The following is a 24,141-nucleotide window of genomic DNA, read 5'->3' as shown; positions in this document are numbered from 1 at the left end:
GACCCATGTCCTCAACGCCCCGCATCGACGGCCGCACCCCCGAACAGCTCCGCCCCATCACCATCGAACGCGGCTGGAGCAAGCACGCCGAGGGCTCCGTCCTCATCTCCTTCGGCGACACCAAGGTCTTCTGCACCGCCTCCGTCACCGAAGGCGTCCCGCGCTGGCGCAAGGGCAGCGGCGAAGGCTGGGTCACCGCCGAATACTCGATGCTGCCCCGCTCCACCAACACCCGCGGCGACCGCGAATCCGTCCGCGGCAAGATCGGCGGCCGCACCCACGAGATCAGCCGCCTCATCGGCCGCAGCCTCCGCGCCGTCATCGACTACAAGGCCCTCGGCGAGAACACCGTCGTCCTCGACTGCGACGTCCTCCAGGCCGACGGCGGCACCCGCACCGCCGCCATCACCGGCGCCTACGTCGCCCTCGCCGACGCCATCACCTGGGCCCAGGACAAGAAGCTCGTCAAACACGGCCGCCGGCCCCTCACCGGCACCGTCAGCGCCGTCTCCGTCGGCATCGTCGGCGGCGTACCCCTGCTCGACCTCTGCTACGAAGAGGACGTCAGGGCCGACACCGACATGAACGTCGTCTGCACCGGCGACGGCCGCTTCGTCGAGGTCCAGGGCACCGCCGAGGCCGAACCCTTCGCCCGCAAGGAACTCAACGCCCTCCTCGACCTCGCCGTCGGCGGCTGCGAAGACCTCGCCGCCTTCCAGCGCGAAGCACTCGAAGCCACCCGCTAGCGACGTAGGTCACGCGGGCGCGCAGGCAACCAACACCCCCTCCAAGGACGTTATTACGGGTACGGACGCACGGGCAGAACCGCGCGTCCGTACGTACCCGGGGAGGGACCGAACCATGGCCGCGCGCCACCGTCGTATCGCCACCGCCGTCGTCACGGCACTGATCGTCATCCCGGCCGGCGCCGGCCTCGTCGGCTGCGACGCCGTCTCCAAGGCCCTGGACTGCGTCCAGACCGCGGACACCATCGCCGACAGCGTCACCGACCTCCAGCAGGCCGTCGAGAGCGCCGGCGACAACCCCGCCGAGGCCGACCGCGCCCTGGACGACATCGGCAAGAACCTCGACAAGATCGACGAGAAGACCGACGACACCGACGTCACCAAGGCCGTCGACGACCTCGACAAGGCCGTCGACAACGTCCGCGAGGCCATCAGGAACGGCGACGCCACACCCGACGTCCGCCCCGTCACCGACGCGGCCGGCGAACTCACCAAGGTCTGCACGCCGTGACGGAGGCGGTCATGCCCCCCGGGATACTGGGGGGCATGACCCGCCTCATCCTCGCCACCCGCAACGCCGGCAAGATCACGGAACTGAAGGCGATCCTCGCCGACGCGGGCCTCGCCCACGAACTCGTCGGCGCGGACGCCTACCCCGACATCCCCGACGTCAAGGAAACCGGCGTCACCTTCGCCGAGAACGCCCTCCTCAAGGCCCACGCCCTCGCCCGGGCCACCGGCCTGCCCGCCGTCGCCGACGACTCCGGCCTCTGCGTCGACGTCCTCGGCGGCGCCCCCGGCATCTTCTCCGCCCGCTGGGCCGGCCGCCACGGCGACGACAAGGCCAACCTCGACCTGCTCCTCGCCCAGCTCGGTGACATCGCCGCGGAACACCGCGCGGCCCACTTCGCCTGCGCGGCGGCACTCGCCCTGCCCGACGGCACGGAACGCGTGGTGGAAGGCCGCCTGCGCGGCGTACTCCGCACTGCCCCCGCAGGCACGGGCGGCTTCGGCTACGACCCGATCCTCCAGCCGGACGGCGAGACACGGACGTGCGCTGAGCTCTCCGCCGCGGAGAAGAACGCGATCAGCCACCGCGGCAAGGCGTTCCGGGGGCTGGTGCCGGTGGTGCGGGAGCTGTTGGGCTGACGCGAACGGGCCGTGGGCCCGGTCGTCAAAGGACCGGGCCCACGGCCCGTCGAAGGTGCGGCCGGTGGGACTCGAACCCACACGGGTGTTAACCCACTGGGACCTAAACCCAGCATGACTGCCAAATTCCATCACGGCCGCTCAAAAACGGTCACACGGTCTGACCGGCGGCGTTCAGTGTACGGGCAGGGCGGGTCACCCGGCGAGAGGCCGCCGCCCCTTCTGGCGGCACCACGTCTCCGTCAGCGCGTGGCAGTTGGGGCACAGATACCGCAAGTTCTCCCGCCGGTTGTCCCGCCAGTCGCCGTTGGCATGGTCGATCTGCAGGGTGATCGTCTGCCCCAGCCATTCGCCGGTGCTGCCACACCCCGAGCACTCGTAGGGCACACCGATCTCCGTCAGGGCGCGGTGCAGCTGGGCCCGGTTGGTACGCCCGGCGTGTCCGGGCAGGACGACCAGCACCCGCTGGGCGACCGGCGCGGGTTCGGGCTCGTCCGTCCGTCTCCAGGACCGGCGTTTGAAGTGGCCGGTGTCGAGCTTCAGTCGGGACGCCATCCGGCGGACCCGGCGGTGGTTCACGTCGGAGACCTCAAGGCCGAGCTTCCGCATGACGTCCGCGAAGCTGGTGGCCTCCGGCACGGCCGCGCGGAGGGCCGTCTCGTCGATGGCGAGGCGGGCATGGCGGAAGTGCGAGGTGTCGATGCCGTGCTCGCGCAGCATGCGGGCCAGTGCCGCTCGCGAGCGGCTGTCATCGGGCACCCCGAGGGCCCGCGCGGTGCCTCGCACACTGGTCGATCCGGCAGCGGCGCGTGCCAGTTGCCGGGCCGTGAACGGCAGGTCGAGCCGGTCTCGACGTATGCCGGGGAAGTGGCTGACGTCGAGGCCCGCGCGCTCGATGCGCCGCGCGAGGTGCGACATCGTGCCGGTGGCCGGGGTGGCTCCGAGACGCAGTGCGACCTCGCGGAGACTCTTCGACGAGGCCACCGCCAGGCCAATGGCCTCGTCCGTGTACTTGCGCCACGGGCTGCGCTTGGTGAAGTGCCCGGTGTCGATTCCGTGGGCGGCGACCCTTTCCTGAAGGATCCGTCGTCGCCCGCCGCTCTCCACGAGCCCGAGACGGCGCATCAGCGCCGACCAGTTGTGGACTTCGGAGACCGCGGCGGCCAGCGTGTCCCGGTCGTACGGATCGGTCGCGGCGGCTCCCTCGTGGTCCGCCCCGGCGCCCTCTGCTTCCGCCATGTCACCCCTCCGTCCCGGCCGCGTGTTCGTGGCCCCGTACGGAGTAACGAACCGACAATCGGACCGTGACGCACGGAATGCGGAACGGCCCGGCTCACTTGGGTGAGGCGGGCCGTTCCGGGGTCCGGGGCGGAGGGGGAGTGTCAGAAGCGGGGGGCCGGGGTCTGGGCCGCGACCAGTTCTGCCGCTTCCTCCTTCGTCTCCACCGACGGCGGTGAACCCGTCAGCGGCTTCTGCGCCGTCTCCTTCATGCACGCCACCGCGATGACACCGACGACGGCCGCCGCCATCGAGTAGTACGCCGGGACCATGTCCGTGCCCGTGACGCTGATCAGGGACGTGATGACCAGGGGGGCCGTGCCGCCGAAGAGGGAGGCGGAGAGGTTGTAGCCGACGGAGAGGGAGCCGTAGCGGACCGAGGTGGGGAAGAGGGCGGGGAGCGTCGCCGACATCGTGCCGAGCAGGCAGACCAGGGAGAGGCCGAGCAGCAGCATGCCGGCGGAGACCGCGAGCAGGCTGCCCTGCTTGATCAGGAGGAAGGCGGGGACGGAGAGGACCAGGAAGCTGACCATGCCGGTCATCAGGAGCGGCTTGCGGCCGAAGCGGTCGGAGAGTTTGCCGACCTGGGTGATGATCAGCATGAGGACGATCATCGTGCCGATGAGGATGAGCAGTCCGTGGGAGTCGTCGTAGCCGAGCTCGTCCGAGAGGTAGGTCGGCATGTACGACAGGAGCATGTAGTCGGTGATGTTGTACGCGCCGACGAGGGCGATGCACAGGACCAGCGTGGCCCAGTGGTCGCGGAAGATCTTGGCGAGGTCGCCCTTGGCGGTGGTCTCCACGGTGGAGGCGCCCTCGGAGGCCGAGTGGAAGGACGCGTCCTCCATCTTCTGGAAGGCGGGGGTCTCGTCGAGCTTGAGCCGCAGGTAGAGGCCGACGAGGCCGAGCGGGCCCGCGACGAGGAACGGTATGCGCCAGCCCCAGGACTCCATGGCGTCGGAGCCGAGCGCGGTGTTGAGGATGAGGACGAGGCCGGCCGCGCCGGTGTAGCCGGCGAGGGTGCCGAGCTCCAGGAAGCTGCCGAAGAAGCCGCGCCGCTTGTCGGGGGCGTACTCGGCGATGAAGGTGGAGGCGCCGCCGTACTCGCCGCCCGTGGAGAAGCCCTGGATGAGGCGGAAGAGGATCAGCAGGACCGGCGCCCAGAAGCCGATGGTGGCGTACGACGGGATGAGGCCGATGGCGAGGGTGCCGATCGCCATCATGATCATCGTCAGTGCGAGGACCTTCTTGCGGCCGATCTTGTCGCCCATCGGGCCGAAGACCATGCCGCCGATGGGGCGGACCAGGAAGGAGACGGCGAAGGTGGCGAAGGACGAGATCAGCTGGACGGTGTCGTTCCCGGACGGGAAGAAGACGTGGCCGATGGTGACGGCGAGGTAGCTGTAGATGCCGAAGTCGAACCATTCCATGGCGTTGCCGAGCGAGGCCGCCTTGACCGCCCGTTTGACCGCGGCCTCGTCGGTGACCGTGATGTCGGTGCGGCGCAGGGGCGGGTTCTTGCGGCGCTTCACGGCCCGGAACAGGGTTCTGTGGCGTTTCACCGCCTCGGTGTCCGCCTCGGTCGTGTCGTGGGCCGCCATGGAGTCGATCCTTTCGTTCTTCGTACAAACCCCCGGGGATCACTTGCTCGAAGTTGGCCGACGCAAACGGAAGCCCCCGGCGAGGGGGGCTTCGTCACAGTGGGGCGGGTGTGCCGCCGGGGGGTCTCAGACGCCGAGGTCCCGGATGATCTTGGCCACGTGGCCCGTCGCCTTCACGTTGTAGAACGCGTGCTCGACCTTGCCCTGCTCGTCGACGACCACGGTCGACCGGATGACGCCGGTCACCGTCTTGCCGTAGAGCTTCTTCTCGCCGAAGGCGCCGTACGCCTCCAGGGTCTCCTTGGAGGGGTCGCCGACCAGCGTGACCTTGAGGTTCTCCTGCTCGCGGAATTTCGCGAGCTTCTCCGGCTTGTCCGGCGAGACGCCGATGACGTCGTACCCGGCGGCGGCGAGCACGTCGAGGTTGTCGGTGAAGTCGCAGGCCTGCTTGGTGCAGCCGGGGGTGAGGGCGGCGGGGTAGAAGTAGACGATGACCTTGCGGCCCTTGTGGTCGGCCAGCGAGACGTCCTTGCCGTCGGCGTCGGGCAGGGTGAAGGCGGGGGCGGTGTCGCCGGGCTGCAGTCGCTCGCTCATGGGCGGTCTCCTCATAAGGGGTGCTTCGCGAAGGGTGTGGTGACGGAGTCGAGCGTAATAGGGGTGCCGTGGGGTGCGGTGCGCGCGAAGCTGACAGACTGTGGAGTACAGATCCACCGATTGACCGGTTCCGATTTTCAGCTACGACGACGGAGGCAGCGCGGTGTCGGATGCCAGGACCCCTGCGCAGATCGAGGCGGACATCAAGCGCCGGCGCGACCAGTTGGCCGAGACCCTCGACGAGATCGGGGTGCGTGTCCACCCGAAGACGATCGTCGGCGACGCGAAGGCGAAGGTCGTCTCCAGCGTGGACCACACGCTCGGCCGGGCGTATGTGGGGGCGAACCGCATCGTCTCGGACGTGCGCGGCAGGCTCGTCACGGAGGAGGGCGCGCCGCGCATGGAGCGGATCGTCCCGGTGGCCCTGGTGGCCGTGGGCCTCGTGGGGCTCCTCGTGGTGAGCTCGCGGCGCCGCGGCGACTGAGTCCGGTGGACGAGCTCCGACCCGGCGCCCCACGGCGGGCGCCGGGGCAGGTAGGTTCTGGGACGTGAGCGAGAAGACCCACCACGACGACAAGCTGCCCATCCGGATGCTGCACGACCGCGTGCTCGTGCGGCAGGACACCAGCGAGGGCGAGCGGCGCTCCGGCGGCGGCATCCTGATCCCCGCGACCGCGGCCGTGGGCCGGCGGCTCGCCTGGGCCGAGGTGGTCGCGGTCGGGCAGAACGTCCGTACGGTCGAGCCGGGCGACCGGGTCCTGTACGACCCGGAGGACCGGGCCGAGGTCGAGGTGCGGGGCGTGGCGTACGTCCTGATGCGGGAGCGTGACCTGCATGCCGTGGCCGCCGACCGGTTCGAGGGCTCGGAGGATTCGACGGGCCTGTACCTGTAGCCGCGGTGCCCTGTACCTGTGGCCGCTGTGGGCACGAGGGGCTGGTGACCATGGTCACCAGCCCTTTTCGCGCGGGTTTTGCTACGTTGGGATGACCCCGACGAGACGCGCCGTACCGGGTTTCCGCAAAGACGACGCATCCTCATGAGACGACGCGTGCGCGCGTCCTGTTCGTCGGAGGTGCCGTCATGGCCTGGGTTCTGCTGATCGTCGCCGGTCTGCTCGAGGTGGGCTGGTCGATCGGGATGAAGTACACGGACGGTTTCACACGGCTGTGGCCCAGCGTGTTCACGGGCATGGGCATCGTCGCCAGCATGATGCTGCTGTCGCAGGCCGCCAAGACGCTGCCGATCGGTACGGCCTACGGGGTCTGGGTCGGCATCGGCGCGGCCGGTGCGGCGGTGCTCGGCATGGTGATCCTGGGTGAGCCGGTCACCGCGGCCCGGATCTTCTTCGTCTGTCTGCTGCTGGTCGCCGTCGTCGGTCTGAAGGCGACCTCGGGTCACTGAGCGGCCGCGGCGCCCGGGGAACGGGCGCCGCGGCCCGGCTAGCCGTCGGTGAGGCCGCCGATCGCTCCTCCGTCGTCGGTGCCGCCGTCCGTGGGGCCTCCGTCGGTGGTGCCGCCGTCCGTGGGCCCGCCCTGGGTGCCGCCGTCGGTCGGCCCGCCGTCGGTGGTGCCGCCGTCCGTGGGGCCTCCCGGGGTGCCGCCGTCGGTGGTCCCGCCGTTCTGGCCACCCGTCTGGCCGCCGTTCTGCCCGCCGGTGCGGCCGCCGCCGTCCTGGCCGCCCGTCTGGCCGCCGTTCTGGCCGCCGGTGTCGGGTCCGCCGGTGGTGGTGCCGCCCGTGTCCTGGCCGCCGCCGGTGTCGGTCCCGCCGTCCGTGGTGCCGCCGGTCTCCGGCTCACCGGTGCCGCCGGTCGTGGGGGCGGGCTGCTCCGGCAGGTCGGCACCCTGTTCGAGCTCCAGGTCGAACTCCTTGACCGGCTTGCCCTTCAGAGCGGCCTTGGTGAACTGCGCCCAGACGCGGGCCGGGTAGGCGCCGCCGTTGATGCGGGGCTCGCCCAGCGCGCCGTACAGCGGGGTGTGCGCGCCGGTCTCCGGGTTCTGGCCCATCACGGCGACCACCGTGGCGAGTTCGGGGGTGTAGCCGGCGAACCAGGCCGCGGTGTCGTTCTCGGCGGTGCCGGTCTTGCCCGCGGCCGGGCGGCCCGCGCCCTGCGCGGCGGTGCCTGTGCCGCCCTGGACGACGCTCTGCAGGATGGCGGTGGTGGTGTCGGCGGCCTCGCGGCTCACGGCCTGTGAGGTCTTCGGCTCGGGCAGTTCGATCTCGTCGCCGTCCTTGGTGATCTTCTCGACGAGTGTGTACGTGCCGTGCTTGCCGTGGTTGGCCAGCGTCGCGTAGGCCTCGGTCATGTCCAGGACGCTGGCGGTGGAGGGGCCGAGCGCGATGGAGGGGGAGGCGTTCAGGTCGGGGGTGTTCTCGGGGACGCCGAGGGCGACGGCGGTGTCCTTGACCTTGTCGGAGCCGACGTCGACGGCCATCTGCGCGTACACCGAGTTCACGGACTTGTCGGTGGCGGTGCGGACGGTGATGTCGCCGTAGTCGACGTTGTCCTCGTTCTCGGGGGCGTACGTCCCGCCGCTCCAGCCCTGTACGGGGCGCTTGTTGGTGCCGTCGTACATGGTGTTGGGGGTGATCGGGCGGCCGTCCTGGGTGACCGAGCCGTTCTCCACCGCGGAGGTGAAGACGAACGGCTTGAAGGTGGAGCCGACCTGGTAGTCGCGGCGCGTGGCGTTGTTGACGTACTGCTTGGTGTAGTCGATGCCGCCGTACATCGCGACGACCTTGCCGGTCTCCGGGTCGATGGAGGCGCCGCCCGCGCGGACGTTGCGGTCGGCCTTGCGGGCGCCCTTGTCGACCTTGGACATCACCTGTTCGTCGACGGCCTTCTTGAAGGCGTCCTGACGGTCCTTCTGGAGGGTGGTGGTGATGCGGTAGCCGCCCTTGGCGAGGGTGTCCTCCTCGATGATCTTGTTGCTGGTGAGGTAGTCCTCGACGGCCTTGACGACGTAGCCGCGCTGCCCGGACAGGCCCGCCGCGCCCTTGGCCTCGTCGGGCACCGGGAACTTCATCTTCTTCCGGTCACCGGCGTCGAGCCAGCCCTCCTTGACCATGCCGTCGAGGACGTAGTTCCAGCGGCCCGCCGCGCGCGGCTTGTTCTCCGGGTGCGTGGCGACGTCGTAGGCGTTGGGGGAGTTGAGGAGGGTGGCGAGGTAGGCGCCCTGGGCGGGGGAGAGGTCCTGGACGTCCTCGCCGTAGTACGCCTGGGCGGCGGCCTGGATGCCGTAGGCGTTGCGGCCGAAGTAGCTGGTGTTGAGGTAGCCCTCCAGGATGTCGTCCTTGCTCACCTCCCGGTCCAGCTTGATCGAGATGAAGAACTCCTTCACCTTGCGGGTGACCGTCTGCTCCTGGCCCAGGTAGTAGTTCTTCACGTACTGCTGGGTGATGGTGGAGCCGGACTGCTTGCCCTTGCCGGTGACGGTGTTCCACGCGGCGCGGACCATCGCCTTGGGGTCGACCGCGGACTCGCCGTAGAAGTCGCGGTCCTCGGCGGCGAGCACGGCGTGCTGGATGACCAGCGGGACCTGCTTGAGCGGCACCTTCTCGCGGTTGACCTCGCCGTCGCGGGCGATCTGGGTGCCGTCGGCGTACAGGTAGACGTTGCTCTGTTTGGTGGCGGCGGCGTTGGCCGGCGGGATGTCGACCAGCATGTAGCCCGCCATGAAGCCGCCGACGAGCAGCAGGACCAGCAGGATGAAGCCGCCGAGGACCATGCGCCAGGTGGGGAAGATCCGCCGCCAGCCCTTGCGCTTGGGACGCTTCGGCTTCTTGGCCTTGCCGGGCCCGGTCGCGGGGGCGGCTTCGGCGGTTCCGGGGGTCCCGGGGGCGGCTCCGGTCACGCCGGTCGCTCCCGTGGCCTCGGCCTTTCCGGCAGCTCCGGAAGCTCCGGCGGCACCGGCAGACCCGGTCGCCGCGCCGCCCTGACCGGTCTTGTCGGCCTTCCCGGCCGCACCCGTCTCACCGGTCGCGCCGGCCTCACCCGTCTTACCCGCCTTACCGGCGTCCCCCGTCCCCCCGGACTCACCGGTTCCGGCAGCCGCCGCGCCCCCGGCTGCGTCCGCCGGTGGCCCGGCGGGCGTGTCCTGGGGATCCCTGGGCGCCCAGCCCTTGCGCCCGGCAGGACCCTGCTGCTGCGGCTCGTCGCTCATGTCTCGCGGAACTCCCGGTTAGCGTCGTACGTCCAGTACGCCTCGTAAACCCCATGGCAACCCCCATTGCACACCGTTGCCACACACGTTCGTGACCAGGCACGCACCCCCACGCCGAAAATGCCTGGCACGAGCGACCTCGATCGCACTAGGCTCCAGCGCTTTGGCCCGATTCGGGACGAAGCTCACGGTGAAAGGGATGCACGTGCGCACAGGACGGTTCCGTTTGTACGCGACCGTCGCCGGGGGCAGCTTCCGCCGGTACGCCACCTACCGGGTGGCGACGGCGGCGGGGGTGTTCACCAACTCCGTCTTCGGCCTCATTCTCGCCTACACCTACCTGGCGCTGTGGGACCAGCGTCCGGGACTCGGCGGCTACGACCAGTCCCAGGCCCTCACCTACGTATGGCTCGGCCAGGCGCTCCTCGCGACGATGGCGCTGATGGGCGGCGGCTTCGAGAGCGAACTGATCGAGCGGATCCGCACCGGAGACATCGCCGTCGACCTGTACCGGCCCGCCGACCTGCAGCTGTGGTGGCTGGCGACCGACCTCGGCCGGGGCGCCTACCAGCTCCTCGGGCGCGGCGTCATACCGATGATCTTCGGTGCGCTCGTCTTCGACCTGACGGTTCCCCCGGACGCGCTGCGCTGGCTGGCCTTCGTGATCGCCGTCGTGCTCGGCGCGGTGGTCGGCTTCGCGATCCGCTTCCTGGTGGCGCTCTCCGCGTTCTGGCTCCTGGACGGCGCGGGTACCCAGCAGGTGGCGATGCTCGCGGGCACCTTCTTCTCCGGGATGCTGCTGCCGCTGAACGTCTTCCCGGGCGCCCTCGGCGATCTCGCCCGCGCACTGCCCTGGTCGGCGCTGCTCCAGCTGCCCGCCGACGTCTTCCTCGGCACGTACTCCGGCGCCGGGCTGCTGCGGGCGTACGCCTTCCAGCTCGGCTGGGCCGCCCTGCTGCTCACGGCGGGCCGGCTGCTGCAGGCCGCGGCGACGCGCCGGGTGGTGGTCCAGGGTGGCTGAGCCGGGCCAGATCCGGGAGGGGCTGCGCGCCTACCGGCTGATCTCCGCCATGTGGATCCGCTCCCTCATGGCGTACCGCATGTCGTTCGCGATGACCGCGCTCGGCAACTTCGCGGTGACCGCCTTCGACTTCGTGGCCATCCTGCTGATGTTCTCCCAGGTGGACAGGCTCGGCGGCTACTCGCTGCCCGAGATCGCCTTCCTGTACGGCCTGAGCTGCACCGCGTTCGGCCTCGCCGACCTGGCCCTGGGCTCCATGGACCGGCTGGGCCGCCGGGTGCGGGACGGCACGCTCGACACGCTCCTGGTGCGGCCCGCGCCGGTCATCGCGCAGGTCGCCGCCGACCGCTTCGGCCTGCACCGCGTCGGCCGGCTCACGCAGGGCGCCCTCGTCCTGGGGTACGCGCTGGTGGTCCTGGACATCGACTGGACGCCGTGGAAGGTGCTGATGGTGCCGGTGACGCTGGTGTGCGGCGCGGGCATCTTCGGGGCGGTCTTCGTGATGGGCGGGGCGTTCCAGTTCGTGGCGCAGGACGCGGCCCAGGTGCAGAACGCCTTCACGTACGGCGGCACCACCCTGTTGCAGTATCCGCCGACGGTCTTCGCCAAGGACCTGCTGCGCGGTGTCACCTTCGTCCTGCCGCTCGCCTTCGTGAACTGGCTGCCCGCCCTGTACGTGCTGGGCCGGCCCTATCCGCTCGACCTGCCGGCGTGGGTGGCGTTCGCGCCGCCTCCGGTGGCGGCCGGGTTCCTTGCCCTGGCCGGACTCGCCTGGCGCGCCGGCCTCCGTTCGTACCGCAGCACCGGGAGCTGATCCGCCGTGGACACAGACCTCATCGAACTCGACGGCGTGGAGAAGGTCTTCGACGTACGCCGCAAGACCGGGTTCCTGCGCCGCGAGCGGCACCGGGTGCGGGCCGTCGACGGGATCTCCTTCACCGTGCCGCGCGGCGAGATGGTCGGCTACATCGGGCCGAACGGCGCGGGCAAGTCGACGACGATCAAGATGCTGACGGGCATCCTCACCCCGAGCGGCGGCCGGCTGCGCGTCGCGGGCGTCGACCCCTCCCGCGAGCGCACCCGCCTGGCGCGCCGCATCGGGGTCGTCTTCGGCCAGCGCACCACGCTCTGGTGGGACCTGCCGCTGATCGACTCGTACCGCCTGATGCACCGGATGTACCGGATCCCGGACGCGCGGTTCAGGGAGAACCTCGACCGGTGCGTGGAACTGCTGGAGCTGGGCGCCCTGTTGGACGTCCCCGTGCGTCAGCTCTCCCTCGGGCAGCGGATGCGCGGTGACATCGCGGCGGCGCTGCTGCACGATCCGGAGGTGCTGTACCTGGACGAGCCGACGATCGGCCTCGACGTGATCAGCAAGAACAAGGTGCGGGGCTTTCTGCGGGACCTGAACGCCGAGTCGGGCACGACGGTCCTGCTCACCACGCACGACCTGACCGACATCGAGCAGCTCTGTGAGCGCGTGATGGTCATCGACCACGGCCGGCTGATGTACGACGGCCCGCTGGCGGGCCTGCACGAGGTGGGGGAGAGCGAGCGGACCCTCGTCGTGGACCTGGAGCGTGAACTCCCGCCGATCGAGGTCGAGTCGGCGCGCGTGGTGCGGGTGGCGGGGCCGCGGCAGTGGCTCGCCTTCCCCGCCGCGCACTCCGCGGCGCCGCTGGTCGCGCGGATCGCGGAGCGCTACCCGCTGGCCGATCTCTCGGTCAGGGAACCGGACATCGAGGCCGTCATCGCCAAGATGTACGCGGAGAAGTCCACCTCGTAGGCTGCACCGTATGAGCGAACCCGCCTTCTCCGAGGGGACATCCCCGGAACTGCCAGGCCCCGATCTGCGGGCCTCCGACGCCGACCGCGAGAGGGTCGCCGAACAGCTGCGGGACGCGCTGGCCGAGGGCCGTCTCGACATGACGGAGTTCGACGAGCGCCTCGACGCCACCTACCGGGCGCGCACGTACGGGGAGTTGGCGCCCCTCACCCGCGACCTGCCGTCGCCGGGCACGAAGGTGTCCATGGTGAAGCGGCGGGTGAGCGACGACCCGGCCGCCATCGACTGGGACGAGCGGATGGTGGCCGGCGAGCCGTCGTCCACCCTCGGCCTCGCCTTCTGGGGCGGGTTCAGCCGCAAGGGCGGCTGGGTGGTCGGCCGGCGGTTCAACGGGTTTGCGATGTGGGGCGGCGGCGAGATCGACCTGCGCGAGGCCCGGTTCACGGAGCGCGACGTGGAGATCCGCTGCTTCACGGTCATGGGCGGCATGCAGGTCGTGGTGCCGCCGGACATGACCGTGGTGGTCCGGGGCTTCGGCATCATGGGCGGCTTCGACGACAAGGCGACCGGTGAGGGCACGCCCGGCTCGCCGCGCGTCGTCGTCAAGGGGTTCGCGCTAATGGGCGGCGTCGGCGTGGACCGCAAGATCCGCCGGATGGAGAAGCTGCGCCTGAAGGAGGAGCGTCGCCGGGAGCGGCTGGAGCGGCGCGGGGAACGGGGCTGAGGCCCCGCCGGGGGCGCGGGTGTCCTCCCGCGCCCCCGGGGGGGGCGGCCCTGCTACAGCTCGGCCGCCGCCGAGCCCTTGAGGTGCGAGAGGTTGAACGTCTGCGCCATCCGCTGGTAGCCGGCGTCGGAGGGGTGCAGGTGGTCGCCCGAGTCGTACTGCCCGCGCAGCTTGCGGGGGTCGTACGGGTCGCGCAGGGCCCGGTCGAAGTCGACGAACTCGTCGAAGACCCGGCCGGAGCGGATCTGCTCGTTGACGGCCTCGCGCACGTTCTCCAGGGCGGGTCCGTAGCCGCGGTGGCCGCCGAAGGGCATCACGGTCGCGCCGACGACGCGCAGGCCGCGGGTGTGCGCCTGGCGGGTCAGCTCGCGCAGGCCCTCCACGATGCGGTCGGGGTTGTTCTGGTGCGGGTTGCGCAGGATGTCGTTGACACCGAGGGCGATCACGACGGCCTTGACGCCGGTGCGGTTCAGGACGTCGCGGTCGAAGCGGGAGAGGCCGCTGGGGTTGACGGCGGGCCGGCCGCGTCCGTCGGAGAGGATGCGGTTGCCGCTGATGCCCTGGTTCACGACGCCGTAGCGGGGTGCGCCCGCCTCGTCGCGCATCCGGTCGGCGAGGACGTCGGTCCAGCGGCGGTTGGCGCCCATCGTGGACGAGATGCCGTCGGTGATGGAGTCGCCGAAGACGACGACGGTGCCATCGCTCTCGTTGCTCAGCACGTCCACCGCGGACAGGTAACGCCAGTACGGGCTCTGCTCGGTGTACGCGTCGCCGAGCTCGTCCTCGGTGCGGTCGCCCTCGGCGACGTAGCTGATCTGGCGTGCGTGCGGGTGGTACGTGACCGGGCCCGACGGCGTCGGCGAGTACGTGGTGACGAGCAGGTCCGCGTCGTGCGGGACGCGCAGCCGCGCGGCGTCGCTCATCACGTGGCCGCCCGCCGGGATCACCACCGAGGTGTTGCCGTCGAAGGTGAGCCTGCGCAGCGTGCCGGCCGCGGCGCCCGGGTTGTTCGACGCGGAGGCGAGCGCGATCGAGGCATGCGTGATGCTGAGCGGCGTCGTGCCGTACAGGTTGGACAGGGTGATGCGGGCGCTGGTGCCGCCGACGCTGGTGTGCACGACGTTGCGGATGGAGCGGCCGGCGAACCCCTTCTGCTCGGTGCCCGGTTCGGACCCCGCGGGGGAGGCCGACCAGGAGCCGACCCAGACGCCGGAGGAGGCGGGGGCGGCGGAGTTGCGGGGGGAGCGCGGACCGGCGCTGATCGTGTCGTCCGAGCCGCCGTCGGTGCTGACCCCGACGTATATGGCGGCGGAAATCACCACTATGACCGCGAGAACCGCGGCGAGAAGGGCATAACCGTGACGCTTGGTCATGCGGGCTCTTTCTCCTCGGGCAGGGGGAGCTCCGAGGCTCCGATGTGATCACCCCATGATGCGGCATGGACCGGGAGACGGCCGACACTGCCCCCCTCCGTCTCTTATAGACGCCGGGAACTTGTGGTCCGTTCCAGGAGTCGGTCAGGAAGGGGCGTAGAACACATGCCGCGGGGACAATCGGGACACGGTGTGGCACGGCGAGGAAACCATGCGGACGAGGAACGACGCGAACGGGCCAGGTGGAGCGAGTGAGACGCACAGACGCGGAGGAACCGGCCGGGCCGGGTGAGGCGGGCCGGCACGAGGATGCCCGTGAGCTTCGCCCGTCAGGCGGTTCCCCGTTCGGAGCAGCGCGTGACCCGCTCGGCGCAGCGCGTGACGCGTCCGGCGCACGGGGCGGCGCCGGGAGCGGCACGGGTGTGGGCGGTTTCACGTATAGCCCCGCCGACGAGGAGAAGCGGCGCGGGGTCCGCCGGATGAAGGCCACGGCGACCGGACTCCTCGTCCTCGTCGCCGTCGTCTACGTCCTGGCGAAGTGGGCGCAGCACTCCGGCGCCGGCGCCTGGGCGGGGTATGTCGCGGCGGCCGCCGAGGCTGGCATGGTCGGCGCGCTCGCCGACTGGTTCGCGGTCACGGCCCTCTTCCGCCACCCGCTCGGCCTGCCCATCCCGCACACGGCGATCATCCCGCACAAGAAGGACCAACTGGGTGCCTCCCTGGGTGACTTCGTGGGGGAGAACTTCCTCTCCGCCGATGTCGTACGGGGCCGCCTGCACGCCGTCGGCATCGGCGGACGCCTCGGTGCCTGGCTCGCCGAGCCCGCGCACGCCGACCGGGTGACCGCCGAGCTCGCCACCGCGCTGCGCGGCGCCCTCACCGTCCTGCGCGACTCCGACGTGCAGGCCGTCGTCGGCGAGGCGATCACGCGGCGCGCGGACGCCCAGGAGATCGCCCCCGGCATGGGCAAGATGCTGGAGAAGATCGTCGCGGACGGCGGCCACAAGCGGGTCGTCGACCTGGTGTGCGTCCGCGCCCACGACTGGCTCGTGGAGCACGCCGACTCCGTGATGGACGCCGTGCAGGGCGGCGCCCCCGGGTGGACGCCGCGGTTCGTCGACAAGCGGGTCGGCGAGCGCGTCTACAAGGAGCTGCTCCGCTTCGTCACCGAGATGCGGGACATGCCGGGGCACCCGGCGCGCGGCGCCGTCGACCGCTTCCTCGCCGACTTCGCCGCCGACCTGCAGTCCGACTCGGACACCCGCGCGCGCGTGGAGCGCCTCAAGCGGGACATCCTGGCCCGCGGCGAGGTACAGGACCTGATCGCCTCGGCGTGGTCGTCGGTGCGGGCGATGATCGTGGCGGCGGCCGAGGACGAGCGCAGCGAACTGCGGCTGCGCGTACGGGCCTCGCTCCTGTCGCTCGGCGCGCGGATGTCGACGGACGGCAGGCTCCAGCAGAAGGTCGACGGCTGGGTGGAGGGCGCCGCGGTGTACGTGGTCACGACCTACCGCGCCGAGATCACCTCGCTGATCACGGACACGGTCGCGGGCTGGGACGCGGAGCACACCTCGAAGAAGATCGAGGCCCACATCGGCCGTGACCTGCAGTTCATCCGCATCAACGGCACGGTGGTCGGCTCCCTGGCGGGGCTCGCGATCTATACGGTGTCGCGGCTGGTGGGGGCGTAGGGGCTTCAGGAGGGGCGCCTTGGGGAGGGCCGGGGGCCGGCCGTGTTCCGGCGCGCGTGAGAGCGCGTTTACCGGGCACTCTGGAGGAGCTCTCTCGGCGTCGAGGGGGCCGTCGCCCGCGAGGCGTACGCGTGCAGCCGGCGCGTGGACCCGCGACGGGAACCGCCGACCGGCGACGTGGGAGCCCGCGGAAGGAGCCGCCCCGCCATGACCGCGTCGTCCACGCCCTCCCAGCCGCCCCCGGACTCCGCACCCGGGGAGCACACCGTCACCACGGCCGTGCCCGCCCGCCTCGACCGGCTGCCCTGGTCACGCTGGCACTGGATGATCGTGGTGGGCCTCGGCACGGTCTGGATCCTGGACGGCCTCGAGGTCACCACCGTCGGCAACATCGCGAGCCGCCTCTCCGAGGAGGGCAGCGGCCTCGCGATCAGCTCCGCCCAGGTCACGGGCATCGCGGCGGCCCTCTACGTGACCGGGGCGTGCTCGGGCGCGCTCTTCTTCGGGTGGCTCACCGACAAGTTCGGCCGCAAGAAGCTCTTCATGGTCACCCTGATGGTGTACCTCAGTGCCACCGCCCTGACCGCGCTCTCCGTCGACGCCTGGTGGTTCTTCCTCTTCCGCTTCCTGACCGGGTTCGGCATCGGCGGCGAGTACGCGGCGATCAACTCGGCCATCGACGAGCTCATCCCGTCCAAGTACCGCGGCCGCGTCGACCTGATCATCAACGGCAGCTACTGGCTTGGCGCGATCGGCGGCTCGCTGCTCTCCGTCCTCATGCTCGACACGGGCATCTTCCCCAAGGACATCGGCTGGCGGCTCACCTTCGCCCTCGGCGTCGTCCTCGGCCTGGTGATCCTCCTCGTACGCCGGCACGTCCCGGAGAGCCCGCGCTGGCAGTTCATCCACGGGCGCGGCGAGGAGGCAGACGCCCTCGTCACATCCGTGGAGCGGGAGATCGAGGAGGAGAAGGGCGAGCGGCTGCCGCGCCCCGACCGCGAGATCACCATCCACCAGCGCAAGAGCATCGGCTTCGGACTGATCGCCAAAACCGTATTCCGCGACTATCCGCGGCGGGCCGTCCTCGGCCTCTCCCTCTTCATCGGCCAGGCGTTCCTCTACAACGCGATCACCTTCGGTTTCGGCGCGATCCTCACCAAGTTCTTCGACGTCCCCTCGGGGCATACGGGTTACTACTTCGCCGTCATCGCCGCCGGGAACTTCCTGGGCCCGCTCTTTCTCGGCAAGCTCTTCGACACGGTCGGCCGCCGGATCATGATCTCCTCGACGTACCTGCTCTCCGGCGTCCTGCTCTTCGTCACCGCCTGGCTCTTCGACCGGGGCTCGCTGAGCGCGACGACCCTCACGGCCTGCTGGTGCGTGGTGCTGTTCTTCGCGTCGGCGGGTGCGAGCAGCGCGTATCTGACGGTCTCCGAGATCTTCCCGATGGAGACGCGGGCCATGGCGATCGCCTTCTTCTACGCGATCGGAACGGCGGCCGGCGGCATCAGCGGCCCGCTGATCTTCTCGGAGCTGACCGAGTCGGGCGTCGTCGGCGACACGGTCCTCGCCTTCCAGATCGGCGCGGGCCTGATGTGCGCGGCGGGCCTGGTGGCGGCGGTCTTCGCGGTGAAGGCGGAGGGGCGTTCGCTGGAGGACATCGCGACACCGCTGTCGAGCGCCGACCCGGCGCCGCACACCCCGTGAGGGCTCTGGCCGACGGGGAGCCCTGTGCAAGGATCCGGCCATGAGCAGCGGTACGGCGGATGGTGGGACGGAGGGCATGGCGAGGGCGAGGGATGCGGCGACGGATGCGGCGGCGGCGACGGATTCGGCGACGGATTCGGCGATGGACAGGGCGCGTCACAGGGTGGCGGTCCTGGTGCGGGACGGCGTGCTGCCGATGGAACTCGGCCTGGTGCACCAGCTGTTCGGCGGGGCGCGCGGCCCGTCGGGGGAGCGGCTGTACGAGGTGCGGACGTGCGCGGTGGACGGCCCCCGCCAGATCCGTACGGACGCGGACTTCCCGATCGGCGCCCCGCACGGCCCCGACGCGCTGACGTGGGCGCAGACGGTGCTCGTCCCGGCCTCGCACGAGGAGGACGAGTCGCTGGCCCCGGGTGCTCTCCCGGCACCGCTGGCGCGGGCCGTGGACGCGGCGCGCGGGGCGCGGCTCGCCTCGATCTGCACGGGGGCGTTCGTGCTGGCGGCGGCTGGCCTCCTGGACGGCCGCAGGGCGACGACGCACTGGCTCTCGACGGACCTCTTCGCCCGTACGTTCCCCTCGGTGACGGTGGACCCCGACGTCCTCTACGTCGACGAGGGCCGCATCCTGACCTCGGCGGGCGAGGCGGCGGGCGTGGACCTGTGCCTGCATCTGATCCGCCAGGACCACGGCGCCACGGTCGCGGCGGACGTGGCACGCCGCACGGTGGTGCCGCCGCACCGGGAGGGCGGCCAGTCCCAGTACATCCGACGCCCGGTCGCGGAACCGCGGTCGAGCTCGACGGGCGGCGCGCGGGCCTGGGCCCTCGACCACCTGCACGAGCCGCTGACACTCGGCGAACTGGCCGAGCGGGCGTCGATGAGCGTACGCACCTTCAGCCGCCGCTTCCGCGAGGAGACGGGCCTGACACCGATGCAGTGGCTGACGCAGCGCCGGGTGGACCGGGCCCGCGAACTCCTCGAGGCCACGGACCACACGGTGGACCGCATCGCGACGGAGTCGGGCTTCGGCACGGCGGCCTCACTGCGACAGCACTTCGTGGCGGGGGTGGGGGTGCCCCCGGCGACGTACCGGTCGACGTTCCGCGGCGCGGCCCCGCTCCGGGAATGAGTACGCGTACTCTGTCGTGCCACGCACCCGGCCCGGCACCGTCGTACACATGAACGCGATGCTGATCCCTCTCCGGCGTACCGCACCGCTCCCCAGATACGCGACCCGCCTCCTCGGCGCGGCCCTCGCGGCCACGGCGTACGTGACGTGCCTCCCCTGGGACCTGCGCAACCGCGCCCAGACGCCGGGCGCGATCGAGGAGACATCACCGGTGACGCCGGCGGGCCTGACCTTCCTGACCCTCGCGCTCCTGGCGCTGGCGGCCTACTTCGGCCTGAGGGACCGCCTGCCCTGGGCGCTCCTGGTGGTCGCGGTCCCACCGGCGACGCTCCTGTACGCGTCCTTCACCACGCACCCCACCCAGGACGCGAGCGCGTGGCCGCTGGCCTGGGGCTTCTTCGCGCTGCTGATGGGGGTGGGGGTGCTGATGACGGCGGGTCTGGCGCGGAACTTCCGGAGGGGGGAGGGCTGAGCCCCCGGACCGAGACTCAGCACCCGGAGACTCAGCGCCCGTCGGGTGAGGCGCCGCTACGACCCCGGCACCCAGACCCTGACCCTCACCTCAGGCGTGACGGTCGGCCAATGCCCAGGAGGCGGCGGCCACGCCGCTGGCCACGCCGAGGACGGCAGGCCAGGCCCCGACCTTCTTGGCCAGCGGATGGGACCCGGCGAACCCGGCGACGTAGGCCGCGGTGAGCGCGGCGGCGGTCTTCGCGCCGGCGGCCTCCCGCCACTGCCGGGCGGCCACGGTCCCGGCCGCGGCGAGCACGGCTCCGCCGAGGGGACGCTTCCTGGTGAACCGGGCGGTGGCGTACCCGCCGATCAGCCCACTCGCCGCCACTGCCGCCGCCGGAATCCTCGCCATGGTTGGTCCGCCTCTCGGTGATACGTCCCTGTTGCGTTCTCCGCCCGAGGCTAACGCGCGACAAGAAGAGGAGCCGAGGCCGGGCAGACTCAGAGCTTCGGCTCGACGGGGTGGGGCAGCGAGGCGGCCCACTCGGCGAGGACCCCCGCCGCGACGGCCCGGGCCTCACCTCCGACGGCCACTTCGGCGAGCTGGGTGCGCTCACCGTTCGGCACGGCGAGCTCCCGGTAGAACTGCAGGTCCTCGAAGCCGTTGACGGCGGCGTCGTGACTGGTCGCGGCGTAGACGAGCCGCGGGATGCCCGCCCAGTAACAGGCGACGAGGCACATGGGACAGGGCTCGGCGCTGGAGTACAGGGTGCCGTCCTCGATGAGATGCCGCCCGAGCCGCCGCCCCGCGTCCCGCAGAGCCATGACTTCGGCGTGTGCGGTCGGATCACAGAGCTCGACGGTCGAGTTGGCCCCGTTCCCCACCACCTCCCCACCCACGACGACGACGGCCCCGAAGGGCATCTTGTCCCCACCACCAAGAGCACGACGCGAATGCGCGACGGCCAGCTCCAGAAACACACGATCCTGCTCATTCTCGGGGGCGTAAGGCACGGGGGCTTCCTCTGTTCGTGAGCCGTGGCCGGCCACGGGCCGTCACTCGCGCCCTGCCGGATTCCGGCAGGGAAGCACGGCCCCGTGGATCATCCGGAGACATTGCTCTGCCCCCACTACCCGTCCGCGGCGGACCCGAAGCGGGCCGAACGCCTCTTCTCGTGGCACGACCGGCGACCTCAAGGCATCGGGTTCTCCGGGTCCTTGGCCCGACGGAGTACGGCGGCGATCTGCATGGCCACCTGCTCCGGCACCTCATGCTCCCAGAAGCGCAGAACGGTCCAGCCGAGAGCTTCGAGGTGGGCGGAGGTTCTGGTGTCGCGAAGGGCATTCTTGTCGATCTTGTCGCGCCAGAACGCCGAGTTCGCCTTCGGGAAGGTGGCGTGCTCCGGGCAGCCGTGCCAGAAGCAGCCGTCGATGAACACGGCGATGCGAGGCCCGGGGAAGGCGATGTCGATCGTGCTGCGGGCCATCCCCGGGATGCGCCGCTGCAACCGGAAGCGGAGTCCGGCGGAGTGGAGCAGGCGCCGGACCGCCACCTCCGGTTTGGTGTCCCGGGAGCGCTGCCTGCTCATCCGTGCGGAGACGGCGAGGGACGAAGGGGTCGGACGGGGCGGTCGTGGTACGGGCACGTCTTCAGTGTGCGGTGTCCGCCGCGGCCTCGTCACGGTCCTTCGGGGCCCATTCGGAGAGTGCGTGCCACTCGTCCTTGCCCGGCGGCGTCAGGCCCAGCGCGGCGCTGAGGACGTGGATGCCGAGGCGCGGCGGAACGGCGTTGCCGATCTGCTGAGCGATGTCACCGCCGGACCAGGGAAACCGCTTCGGGAAAGTCTGGAGACGTCCCGCCTCGCTGTGACTGAGCCGGGCCAGATCACGCTCCGCCGGGTCGTCGGTGACGATGCGGTTGCGGGAGACCTTGCCCGTCACCGTGGCGGAAGGCTCACAGGAGCGACGGCGCCCGCGCAGCTTGGGGTCGCCGCCGGTGCCGTAATTGGAGACGACCTGGAAGGGGCTGGTGCGCTCCGTCAGCACGTCCTCCATGGCGACCCACGTCTGGAGCACGAAATCGCTCTCGGGACGCGGCGCACCCTTGCGGTAGCGATGATGCGTGGGGCCGGGGAGGGAGGCCGTCAGCGGGTCGCGGCGGGCGACGAGGATCGCCCGCCTCCGGGTCTGGGGGATGCCGTAGGCCTCGGTGTGCAGGACGTCGCAGTCCACCGAATAGCCCTCCTTCTCCAGGACCGTCGCGTACGCCTCCCAGACCCGGAGTGCCGCCGGTACCTGTTCGAGGACGATGGCGTCGTACGGGCGGAGCTCGGCGTCGTCGATGGCGCTCAGTGCCCATCGCAGGGGCTCGAGGACGAGCCCGGTCCGCTCGTCGTCCATTTCGGCCAGGTCGGCGTCGATGACGTCGCGCGGCTCGCGGTCGACGAGACGCTGCACGTACGCGAGGACCTTGTCCAGGGCGCGGCGGCCGGCCCCGGATCCGGCGACGGTGAAGCTCTGGCAGGGCGGGCCTCCGGCGAGGACGTTCGCCTCGGGGAAGTCTTCCGGGCCGTACGCGCGCACGTCACCGTGGACGGTGTGAAGTCCGGCCGCGGTCCGGGTGGCCACGGCGTTCGCGTCCCACTCGATCCCCACGGAGGGCACGCCCAAGATCGTCGCGGCCATGTCCAGCCCGCCGGGGCCGGCGAAAAGGTCCACGATGCGGTAATCCACAGGTGGGCGCTGGTGAGGCAGAGCGACGGTCATGGTGAGCGAGTTTATAGGTGTTGGAGAGCGCGAGGGGCCGGTGGAGGGCCTGAGCGGAGAAGTGCCGGGTGAGGTGCCCTCGCCTGATCGTTCTACGTGGTCAAACCGCCGCCAGCGCGGCGCTGATCGCGCGTCCGATGGCCTCACCGACGGGAGGCGGGGAGGCATGGCCGACCTGGCGGTAGCGGGCGGTCTTGCGCCCGGCGAAGTCCCAGTCCTTGGGGAAGCCCTGGAGCGTGGCGGCCTGTTCGACGGTGAGCGCCATCATGCCGTCGCGGCCGATGGCCGGGTTCCACTCGAAATCCGGGCCGGGTACCTCGTTCGCGACGGTGCCGCCGTCCACGCCGATACGGGCCCAGGCCCGCTTGGATCCGGTGGGGCCCAGGTCCGCGCCACCACGGTCCCAAGAGCCTCCGACGAGTGTCGGAGCGACGTCGGTGGCCTGTGCCGCCCAATCGGCGGCGCGTGGCCAGCCCCGAGCGGCCATGGACGGCCCGAGCGCCTGACCGACCGAGACGTCGGGTTCGGGTGAGGGTGAGGGCATCCGGAACGCGGCGGCGGCCCCGGGGTCCCGGAAGGCGACGAGGATGCCCTGCCTGCGGTCCTGGGGCACGCCGTGGTGGCGGGCGTTGAGCACGAACCAGGTGGCGGAGTAGCCGATCTCCGACATCGTCTCCTCCACGTGTTCCCGGAGCGGTGCGTACGTCTCGCCGGTTACGAGGTCCGGCACGTTCTCGATCAGAAGGGCGCGGGGTCGGAGGGCGCGGGTCAGCCCGAGGGTGGCGTGGAAGACCGCCAGTTCGTGATCGTTGCCGCGTTCCCTGGCGACCGCGGCGGAGGCCTTCAGGCGCGGGAGGCCGCCGGCGATCAGATCGAGCCCTTGGAGGGCGGGATCCCGCGTCAGTGTGTCCGGGTCCAGAACGCTGAGGTCTTCCTCGCGGAGGCGCCAGTCGGGCCGGTTGAGGCGCAGGGTGTCCAGGGCGACCGGTCGGTTGTCGATCAGCAGGGCGGGGGTGAAGCCCGCGGACTCCAGACCGAGCGCCAGACCTCCGGCTCCCGCGCAGACCTCCAGGGACGTGAGGCGAGGCGTGGGCGTCAGGAGCGCGGGAAATGTCGCCCGCGAGGGCGTGGGACCCGACGGACCGCTTTCGGGGGCGGAGGACGCTTCGACCGCCGGTATGGGCGCTGGTTCCTCCTGCTGGGACGCCTCGGGTCGCAGCGCGGCGACGGACTCCTCGGCCACGGAGCGGAGTTCGGCCTGCAGCTCCGTGTCGTCCAGGGCCTCGAAGATGACGAACGGCGCGAGCCTCAGCAGGCGCTTGAGGAAGTCGCGGAAGACCTCGCGCTCGGGCAGGCCGTGCAGGTCCACGGCTGACCAGGCCTGCAGGATGTTGCGCACGAGATGGGGACTGCCGCCCAGAGACCTGCGTCGGGCGTAGATCTGGTCGAACGCGGCCTCACCGAGGATGTCGAGGGCCGCGTACGGTTCGGCGGCCGAGGGGTCGCGGACCAGGTGGGCGCGCCACCACAGGCGCCCGAAGACGTGCCGGGTGAGGTCGCTGGCCACGACGCGGTCGCCGGGCGGGCGCGGGTAGCGCCAGTACGCGACGTCCGGCAGCAGGACCAGGGCGAGGAAGGCCCAGATGTCGCCGGACGCTGCCTCCGCCGGCATCAGGTCCATCTCCGCGTGCAGGAGCGCGGCCAGGTCGAGGTCGAAGCGGGAGCGGGCCGTGCGCGAGGACTCCCCGGGGAAACCGCCCTGCTCGGCGACTCGCAGGACACGGGCCCGCAGGTCGCGCAGACGTGACTCCGTGATCCGGTCGCCGCCGGTGGCCACGTAGACGGCGGACTCGTGGCGGTGGGCGACGAACGCGGTCAGTTCGCGGGGCGACATCTCCCTGTACCGCTGATGGAGCGGCTTGGCCTGCCCGGCGAGGAGGCGGGGATAGAGAAGAGCCATGG

24 protein-coding genes, 1 tRNA gene and 1 riboswitch are annotated in these 24,141 nt (G+C 71.2%); of the genes, 14 read left to right on the top strand and 11 right to left on the bottom strand.

Translation table 11 applies throughout. The features are described 5' to 3' along the window. The first annotated feature begins 5 nt into the window (after nt 1-5). The 3 genes from rph (at nt 6) to rdgB (ending at nt 1,895) form a co-directional block, all read left to right on the top strand. Nucleotides 6-746 (top strand): ribonuclease PH, encoded by a 741-nt coding sequence (rph, locus tag ACZ7DY_RS13815; RefSeq protein WP_471134150.1) that lies wholly within the window; start codon nt 6-8, stop codon nt 744-746. Between the two features lie 115 nt (nt 747-861). Continuing rightward, nucleotides 862-1,257, top strand: a complete 396-nt coding sequence (locus tag ACZ7DY_RS13810) for a hypothetical protein (RefSeq protein WP_471134149.1) — start codon at nt 862-864, stop codon at nt 1,255-1,257. Nucleotides 1,258-1,292: 35 nt separating this feature from the next. Then, complete coding sequence (rdgB, locus tag ACZ7DY_RS13805) at nt 1,293-1,895, top strand: RdgB/HAM1 family non-canonical purine NTP pyrophosphatase (RefSeq protein ID WP_471134146.1); 603 nt, start codon at nt 1,293-1,295, stop codon at nt 1,893-1,895. 56 nt (nt 1,896-1,951) lie between these two features. Here rdgB and ACZ7DY_RS13800 read toward each other — a convergent pair. The 4 genes from ACZ7DY_RS13800 to bcp form a co-directional block, all read right to left on the bottom strand. Continuing rightward, nucleotides 1,952-2,036 (bottom strand) — tRNA-Leu (locus ACZ7DY_RS13800). 54 nt (nt 2,037-2,090) lie between these two features. Continuing rightward, nucleotides 2,091-3,134 (bottom strand): HNH endonuclease signature motif containing protein, encoded by a 1,044-nt coding sequence (locus ACZ7DY_RS13795; RefSeq protein WP_471134144.1) that lies wholly within the window; start codon nt 3,132-3,134, stop codon nt 2,091-2,093. A gap of 143 nt (nt 3,135-3,277) precedes the next feature. After that, a complete protein-coding gene (proP, locus tag ACZ7DY_RS13790; RefSeq protein ID WP_471134142.1) occupies nt 3,278-4,774 on the bottom strand; it encodes a glycine betaine/L-proline transporter ProP in 1,497 nt (498 codons plus the stop codon). A 126-nt stretch (nt 4,775-4,900) separates the two neighbouring features. Next, a complete protein-coding gene (gene bcp, locus ACZ7DY_RS13785; RefSeq protein ID WP_223774844.1) occupies nt 4,901-5,368 on the bottom strand; it encodes a thioredoxin-dependent thiol peroxidase in 468 nt (155 codons plus the stop codon). A gap of 163 nt (nt 5,369-5,531) precedes the next feature. Here bcp and ACZ7DY_RS13780 point away from each other — a divergent pair, with 163 nt between their 5' ends. The 3 genes from ACZ7DY_RS13780 to ACZ7DY_RS13770 all read left to right on the top strand — a co-directional run bounded on the left by ACZ7DY_RS13780 (nt 5,532) and on the right by ACZ7DY_RS13770 (nt 6,770). Next, entirely contained in the window at nt 5,532-5,852 is a 321-nt protein-coding gene (locus ACZ7DY_RS13780) for a DUF3618 domain-containing protein (protein ID WP_471134139.1), read from the top strand. Nucleotides 5,853-5,916: 64 nt separating this feature from the next. Continuing rightward, nucleotides 5,917-6,261: a GroES family chaperonin gene (locus tag ACZ7DY_RS13775; protein WP_030793504.1), complete on the top strand. Its 345-nt coding sequence runs from the start codon at nt 5,917-5,919 to the stop codon at nt 6,259-6,261. Nucleotides 6,262-6,340: 79 nt separating this feature from the next. Further along, nucleotides 6,341-6,402: riboswitch (guanidine-III (ykkC-III) riboswitch) on the top strand. 47 nt (nt 6,403-6,449) lie between these two features. Continuing rightward, nucleotides 6,450-6,770 (top strand): DMT family transporter, encoded by a 321-nt coding sequence (locus tag ACZ7DY_RS13770; RefSeq protein ID WP_362368654.1) that lies wholly within the window; start codon nt 6,450-6,452, stop codon nt 6,768-6,770. A gap of 38 nt (nt 6,771-6,808) precedes the next feature. On the opposite strand, the gene ACZ7DY_RS13765 is transcribed toward ACZ7DY_RS13770, so the two are convergent. After that, nucleotides 6,809-9,529, bottom strand: a complete 2,721-nt coding sequence (locus ACZ7DY_RS13765; RefSeq protein WP_471134136.1) for a transglycosylase domain-containing protein — start codon at nt 9,527-9,529, stop codon at nt 6,809-6,811. 199 nt (nt 9,530-9,728) lie between these two features. On the opposite strand from ACZ7DY_RS13765, the gene ACZ7DY_RS13760 reads away from it, so the two are divergent. From ACZ7DY_RS13760 to ACZ7DY_RS13745, 4 genes are read left to right on the top strand one after another with little or no spacing between them, the layout of a single operon-like run. Next, on the top strand, nt 9,729-10,550 hold the full coding sequence (locus ACZ7DY_RS13760; protein WP_471134134.1) for an ABC transporter permease: 822 nt from the start codon (nt 9,729-9,731) through the stop codon (nt 10,548-10,550). A 49-nt stretch (nt 10,551-10,599) separates the two neighbouring features. Then, a complete protein-coding gene (locus tag ACZ7DY_RS13755) occupies nt 10,600-11,364 on the top strand; it encodes an ABC transporter permease (RefSeq protein WP_471134576.1) in 765 nt (254 codons plus the stop codon). Between the two features lie 6 nt (nt 11,365-11,370). Then, on the top strand, nt 11,371-12,336 hold the full coding sequence (locus ACZ7DY_RS13750) for an ABC transporter ATP-binding protein (protein WP_471134133.1): 966 nt from the start codon (nt 11,371-11,373) through the stop codon (nt 12,334-12,336). Nucleotides 12,337-12,346: 10 nt separating this feature from the next. Beyond that, nucleotides 12,347-13,060: a DUF1707 SHOCT-like domain-containing protein gene (locus ACZ7DY_RS13745; protein WP_471134131.1), complete on the top strand. Its 714-nt coding sequence runs from the start codon at nt 12,347-12,349 to the stop codon at nt 13,058-13,060. A gap of 53 nt (nt 13,061-13,113) precedes the next feature. Here ACZ7DY_RS13745 and ACZ7DY_RS13740 read toward each other — a convergent pair whose 3' ends face one another. Next, on the bottom strand, nt 13,114-14,433 hold the full coding sequence (locus ACZ7DY_RS13740; protein ID WP_471134129.1) for an SGNH/GDSL hydrolase family protein: 1,320 nt from the start codon (nt 14,431-14,433) through the stop codon (nt 13,114-13,116). Nucleotides 14,434-14,675: 242 nt separating this feature from the next. On the opposite strand from ACZ7DY_RS13740, the gene ACZ7DY_RS13735 reads away from it, so the two are divergent. From ACZ7DY_RS13735 to ACZ7DY_RS13720, 4 genes are all read left to right on the top strand, one after another. Continuing rightward, nucleotides 14,676-16,124 carry a DUF445 domain-containing protein gene (locus ACZ7DY_RS13735; protein ID WP_471134127.1) on the top strand — a complete coding sequence of 483 codons (1,449 nt, stop codon included), beginning with the start codon at nt 14,676-14,678 and terminating at the stop codon, nt 16,122-16,124. A 207-nt stretch (nt 16,125-16,331) separates the two neighbouring features. After that, a complete protein-coding gene (locus tag ACZ7DY_RS13730; protein ID WP_471134124.1) occupies nt 16,332-17,831 on the top strand; it encodes an MFS transporter in 1,500 nt (499 codons plus the stop codon). Between the two features lie 142 nt (nt 17,832-17,973). Further along, on the top strand, nt 17,974-18,960 hold the full coding sequence (locus tag ACZ7DY_RS13725) for a GlxA family transcriptional regulator (RefSeq protein WP_471134573.1): 987 nt from the start codon (nt 17,974-17,976) through the stop codon (nt 18,958-18,960). 49 nt (nt 18,961-19,009) lie between these two features. Then, nucleotides 19,010-19,432, top strand: a complete 423-nt coding sequence (locus tag ACZ7DY_RS13720; RefSeq protein WP_471134122.1) for a hypothetical protein — start codon at nt 19,010-19,012, stop codon at nt 19,430-19,432. A gap of 90 nt (nt 19,433-19,522) precedes the next feature. On the opposite strand, the gene ACZ7DY_RS13715 is transcribed toward ACZ7DY_RS13720, so the two are convergent. The 5 genes from ACZ7DY_RS13715 to ACZ7DY_RS13695 all read right to left on the bottom strand — a co-directional run bounded on the left by ACZ7DY_RS13715 (nt 19,523) and on the right by ACZ7DY_RS13695 (nt 24,139). Continuing rightward, nucleotides 19,523-19,825 (bottom strand): hypothetical protein, encoded by a 303-nt coding sequence (locus ACZ7DY_RS13715; protein WP_471134119.1) that lies wholly within the window; start codon nt 19,823-19,825, stop codon nt 19,523-19,525. Nucleotides 19,826-19,914: 89 nt separating this feature from the next. Next, nucleotides 19,915-20,394 (bottom strand): nucleoside deaminase, encoded by a 480-nt coding sequence (locus tag ACZ7DY_RS13710; RefSeq protein ID WP_471134116.1) that lies wholly within the window; start codon nt 20,392-20,394, stop codon nt 19,915-19,917. Between the two features lie 212 nt (nt 20,395-20,606). After that, nucleotides 20,607-21,002 (bottom strand): very short patch repair endonuclease, encoded by a 396-nt coding sequence (locus ACZ7DY_RS13705; protein ID WP_471134570.1) that lies wholly within the window; start codon nt 21,000-21,002, stop codon nt 20,607-20,609. Nucleotides 21,003-21,063: 61 nt separating this feature from the next. Beyond that, the gene (locus ACZ7DY_RS13700) at nt 21,064-22,179 is read right to left on the bottom strand and encodes a DNA cytosine methyltransferase (RefSeq protein ID WP_471134113.1); all 1,116 of its coding nucleotides are present in this window, start codon (nt 22,177-22,179) and stop codon (nt 21,064-21,066) included. Nucleotides 22,180-22,279: 100 nt separating this feature from the next. Next, the gene (locus ACZ7DY_RS13695; protein ID WP_471134111.1) at nt 22,280-24,139 is read right to left on the bottom strand and encodes a DUF6339 family protein; all 1,860 of its coding nucleotides are present in this window, start codon (nt 24,137-24,139) and stop codon (nt 22,280-22,282) included. Nucleotides 24,140-24,141 lie beyond the last annotated feature (2 nt).

This window comes from Streptomyces sp. NPDC037013 (assembly GCF_055607265.1).
Note: the sequence above shows the minus strand (reverse complement) of the source record. Positions and strands in the feature narration are given on the sequence as shown.

Bases quoted from the DNA above. Each gene is read 5' to 3' on its own strand.
- ACZ7DY_RS13765 (WP_471134136.1), bottom strand. From the start codon at position 9,529: ATGAGCGACGAGCCGCAGCAGCAGGGTCCTGCCGGGCGCAAGGGCTGG.
- ACZ7DY_RS13770 (WP_362368654.1), top strand. From the start codon at position 6,450: ATGGCCTGGGTTCTGCTGATCGTCGCCGGTCTGCTCGAGGTGGGCTGG.
- ACZ7DY_RS13700 (WP_471134113.1), bottom strand. From the start codon at position 22,179: ATGACCGTCGCTCTGCCTCACCAGCGCCCACCTGTGGATTACCGCATC.
- rdgB (WP_471134146.1), top strand. From the start codon at position 1,293: ATGACCCGCCTCATCCTCGCCACCCGCAACGCCGGCAAGATCACGGAA.
- ACZ7DY_RS13720 (WP_471134122.1), top strand. From the start codon at position 19,010: ATGAACGCGATGCTGATCCCTCTCCGGCGTACCGCACCGCTCCCCAGA.
- ACZ7DY_RS13810 (WP_471134149.1), top strand. From the start codon at position 862: ATGGCCGCGCGCCACCGTCGTATCGCCACCGCCGTCGTCACGGCACTG.
- ACZ7DY_RS13705 (WP_471134570.1), bottom strand. From the start codon at position 21,002: ATGAGCAGGCAGCGCTCCCGGGACACCAAACCGGAGGTGGCGGTCCGG.
- ACZ7DY_RS13795 (WP_471134144.1), bottom strand. From the start codon at position 3,134: ATGGCGGAAGCAGAGGGCGCCGGGGCGGACCACGAGGGAGCCGCCGCG.
- proP (WP_471134142.1), bottom strand. From the start codon at position 4,774: ATGGCGGCCCACGACACGACCGAGGCGGACACCGAGGCGGTGAAACGC.
- ACZ7DY_RS13745 (WP_471134131.1), top strand. From the start codon at position 12,347: ATGAGCGAACCCGCCTTCTCCGAGGGGACATCCCCGGAACTGCCAGGC.
- rph (WP_471134150.1), top strand. From the start codon at position 6: ATGTCCTCAACGCCCCGCATCGACGGCCGCACCCCCGAACAGCTCCGC.
- ACZ7DY_RS13730 (WP_471134124.1), top strand. From the start codon at position 16,332: ATGACCGCGTCGTCCACGCCCTCCCAGCCGCCCCCGGACTCCGCACCC.
- ACZ7DY_RS13695 (WP_471134111.1), bottom strand. From the start codon at position 24,139: ATGGCTCTTCTCTATCCCCGCCTCCTCGCCGGGCAGGCCAAGCCGCTC.
- ACZ7DY_RS13725 (WP_471134573.1), top strand. From the start codon at position 17,974: ATGGACAGGGCGCGTCACAGGGTGGCGGTCCTGGTGCGGGACGGCGTG.
- ACZ7DY_RS13760 (WP_471134134.1), top strand. From the start codon at position 9,729: ATGCACGTGCGCACAGGACGGTTCCGTTTGTACGCGACCGTCGCCGGG.
- bcp (WP_223774844.1), bottom strand. From the start codon at position 5,368: ATGAGCGAGCGACTGCAGCCCGGCGACACCGCCCCCGCCTTCACCCTG.
- ACZ7DY_RS13715 (WP_471134119.1), bottom strand. From the start codon at position 19,825: ATGGCGAGGATTCCGGCGGCGGCAGTGGCGGCGAGTGGGCTGATCGGC.
- ACZ7DY_RS13740 (WP_471134129.1), bottom strand. From the start codon at position 14,433: ATGACCAAGCGTCACGGTTATGCCCTTCTCGCCGCGGTTCTCGCGGTC.
- ACZ7DY_RS13755 (WP_471134576.1), top strand. From the start codon at position 10,600: ATGTGGATCCGCTCCCTCATGGCGTACCGCATGTCGTTCGCGATGACC.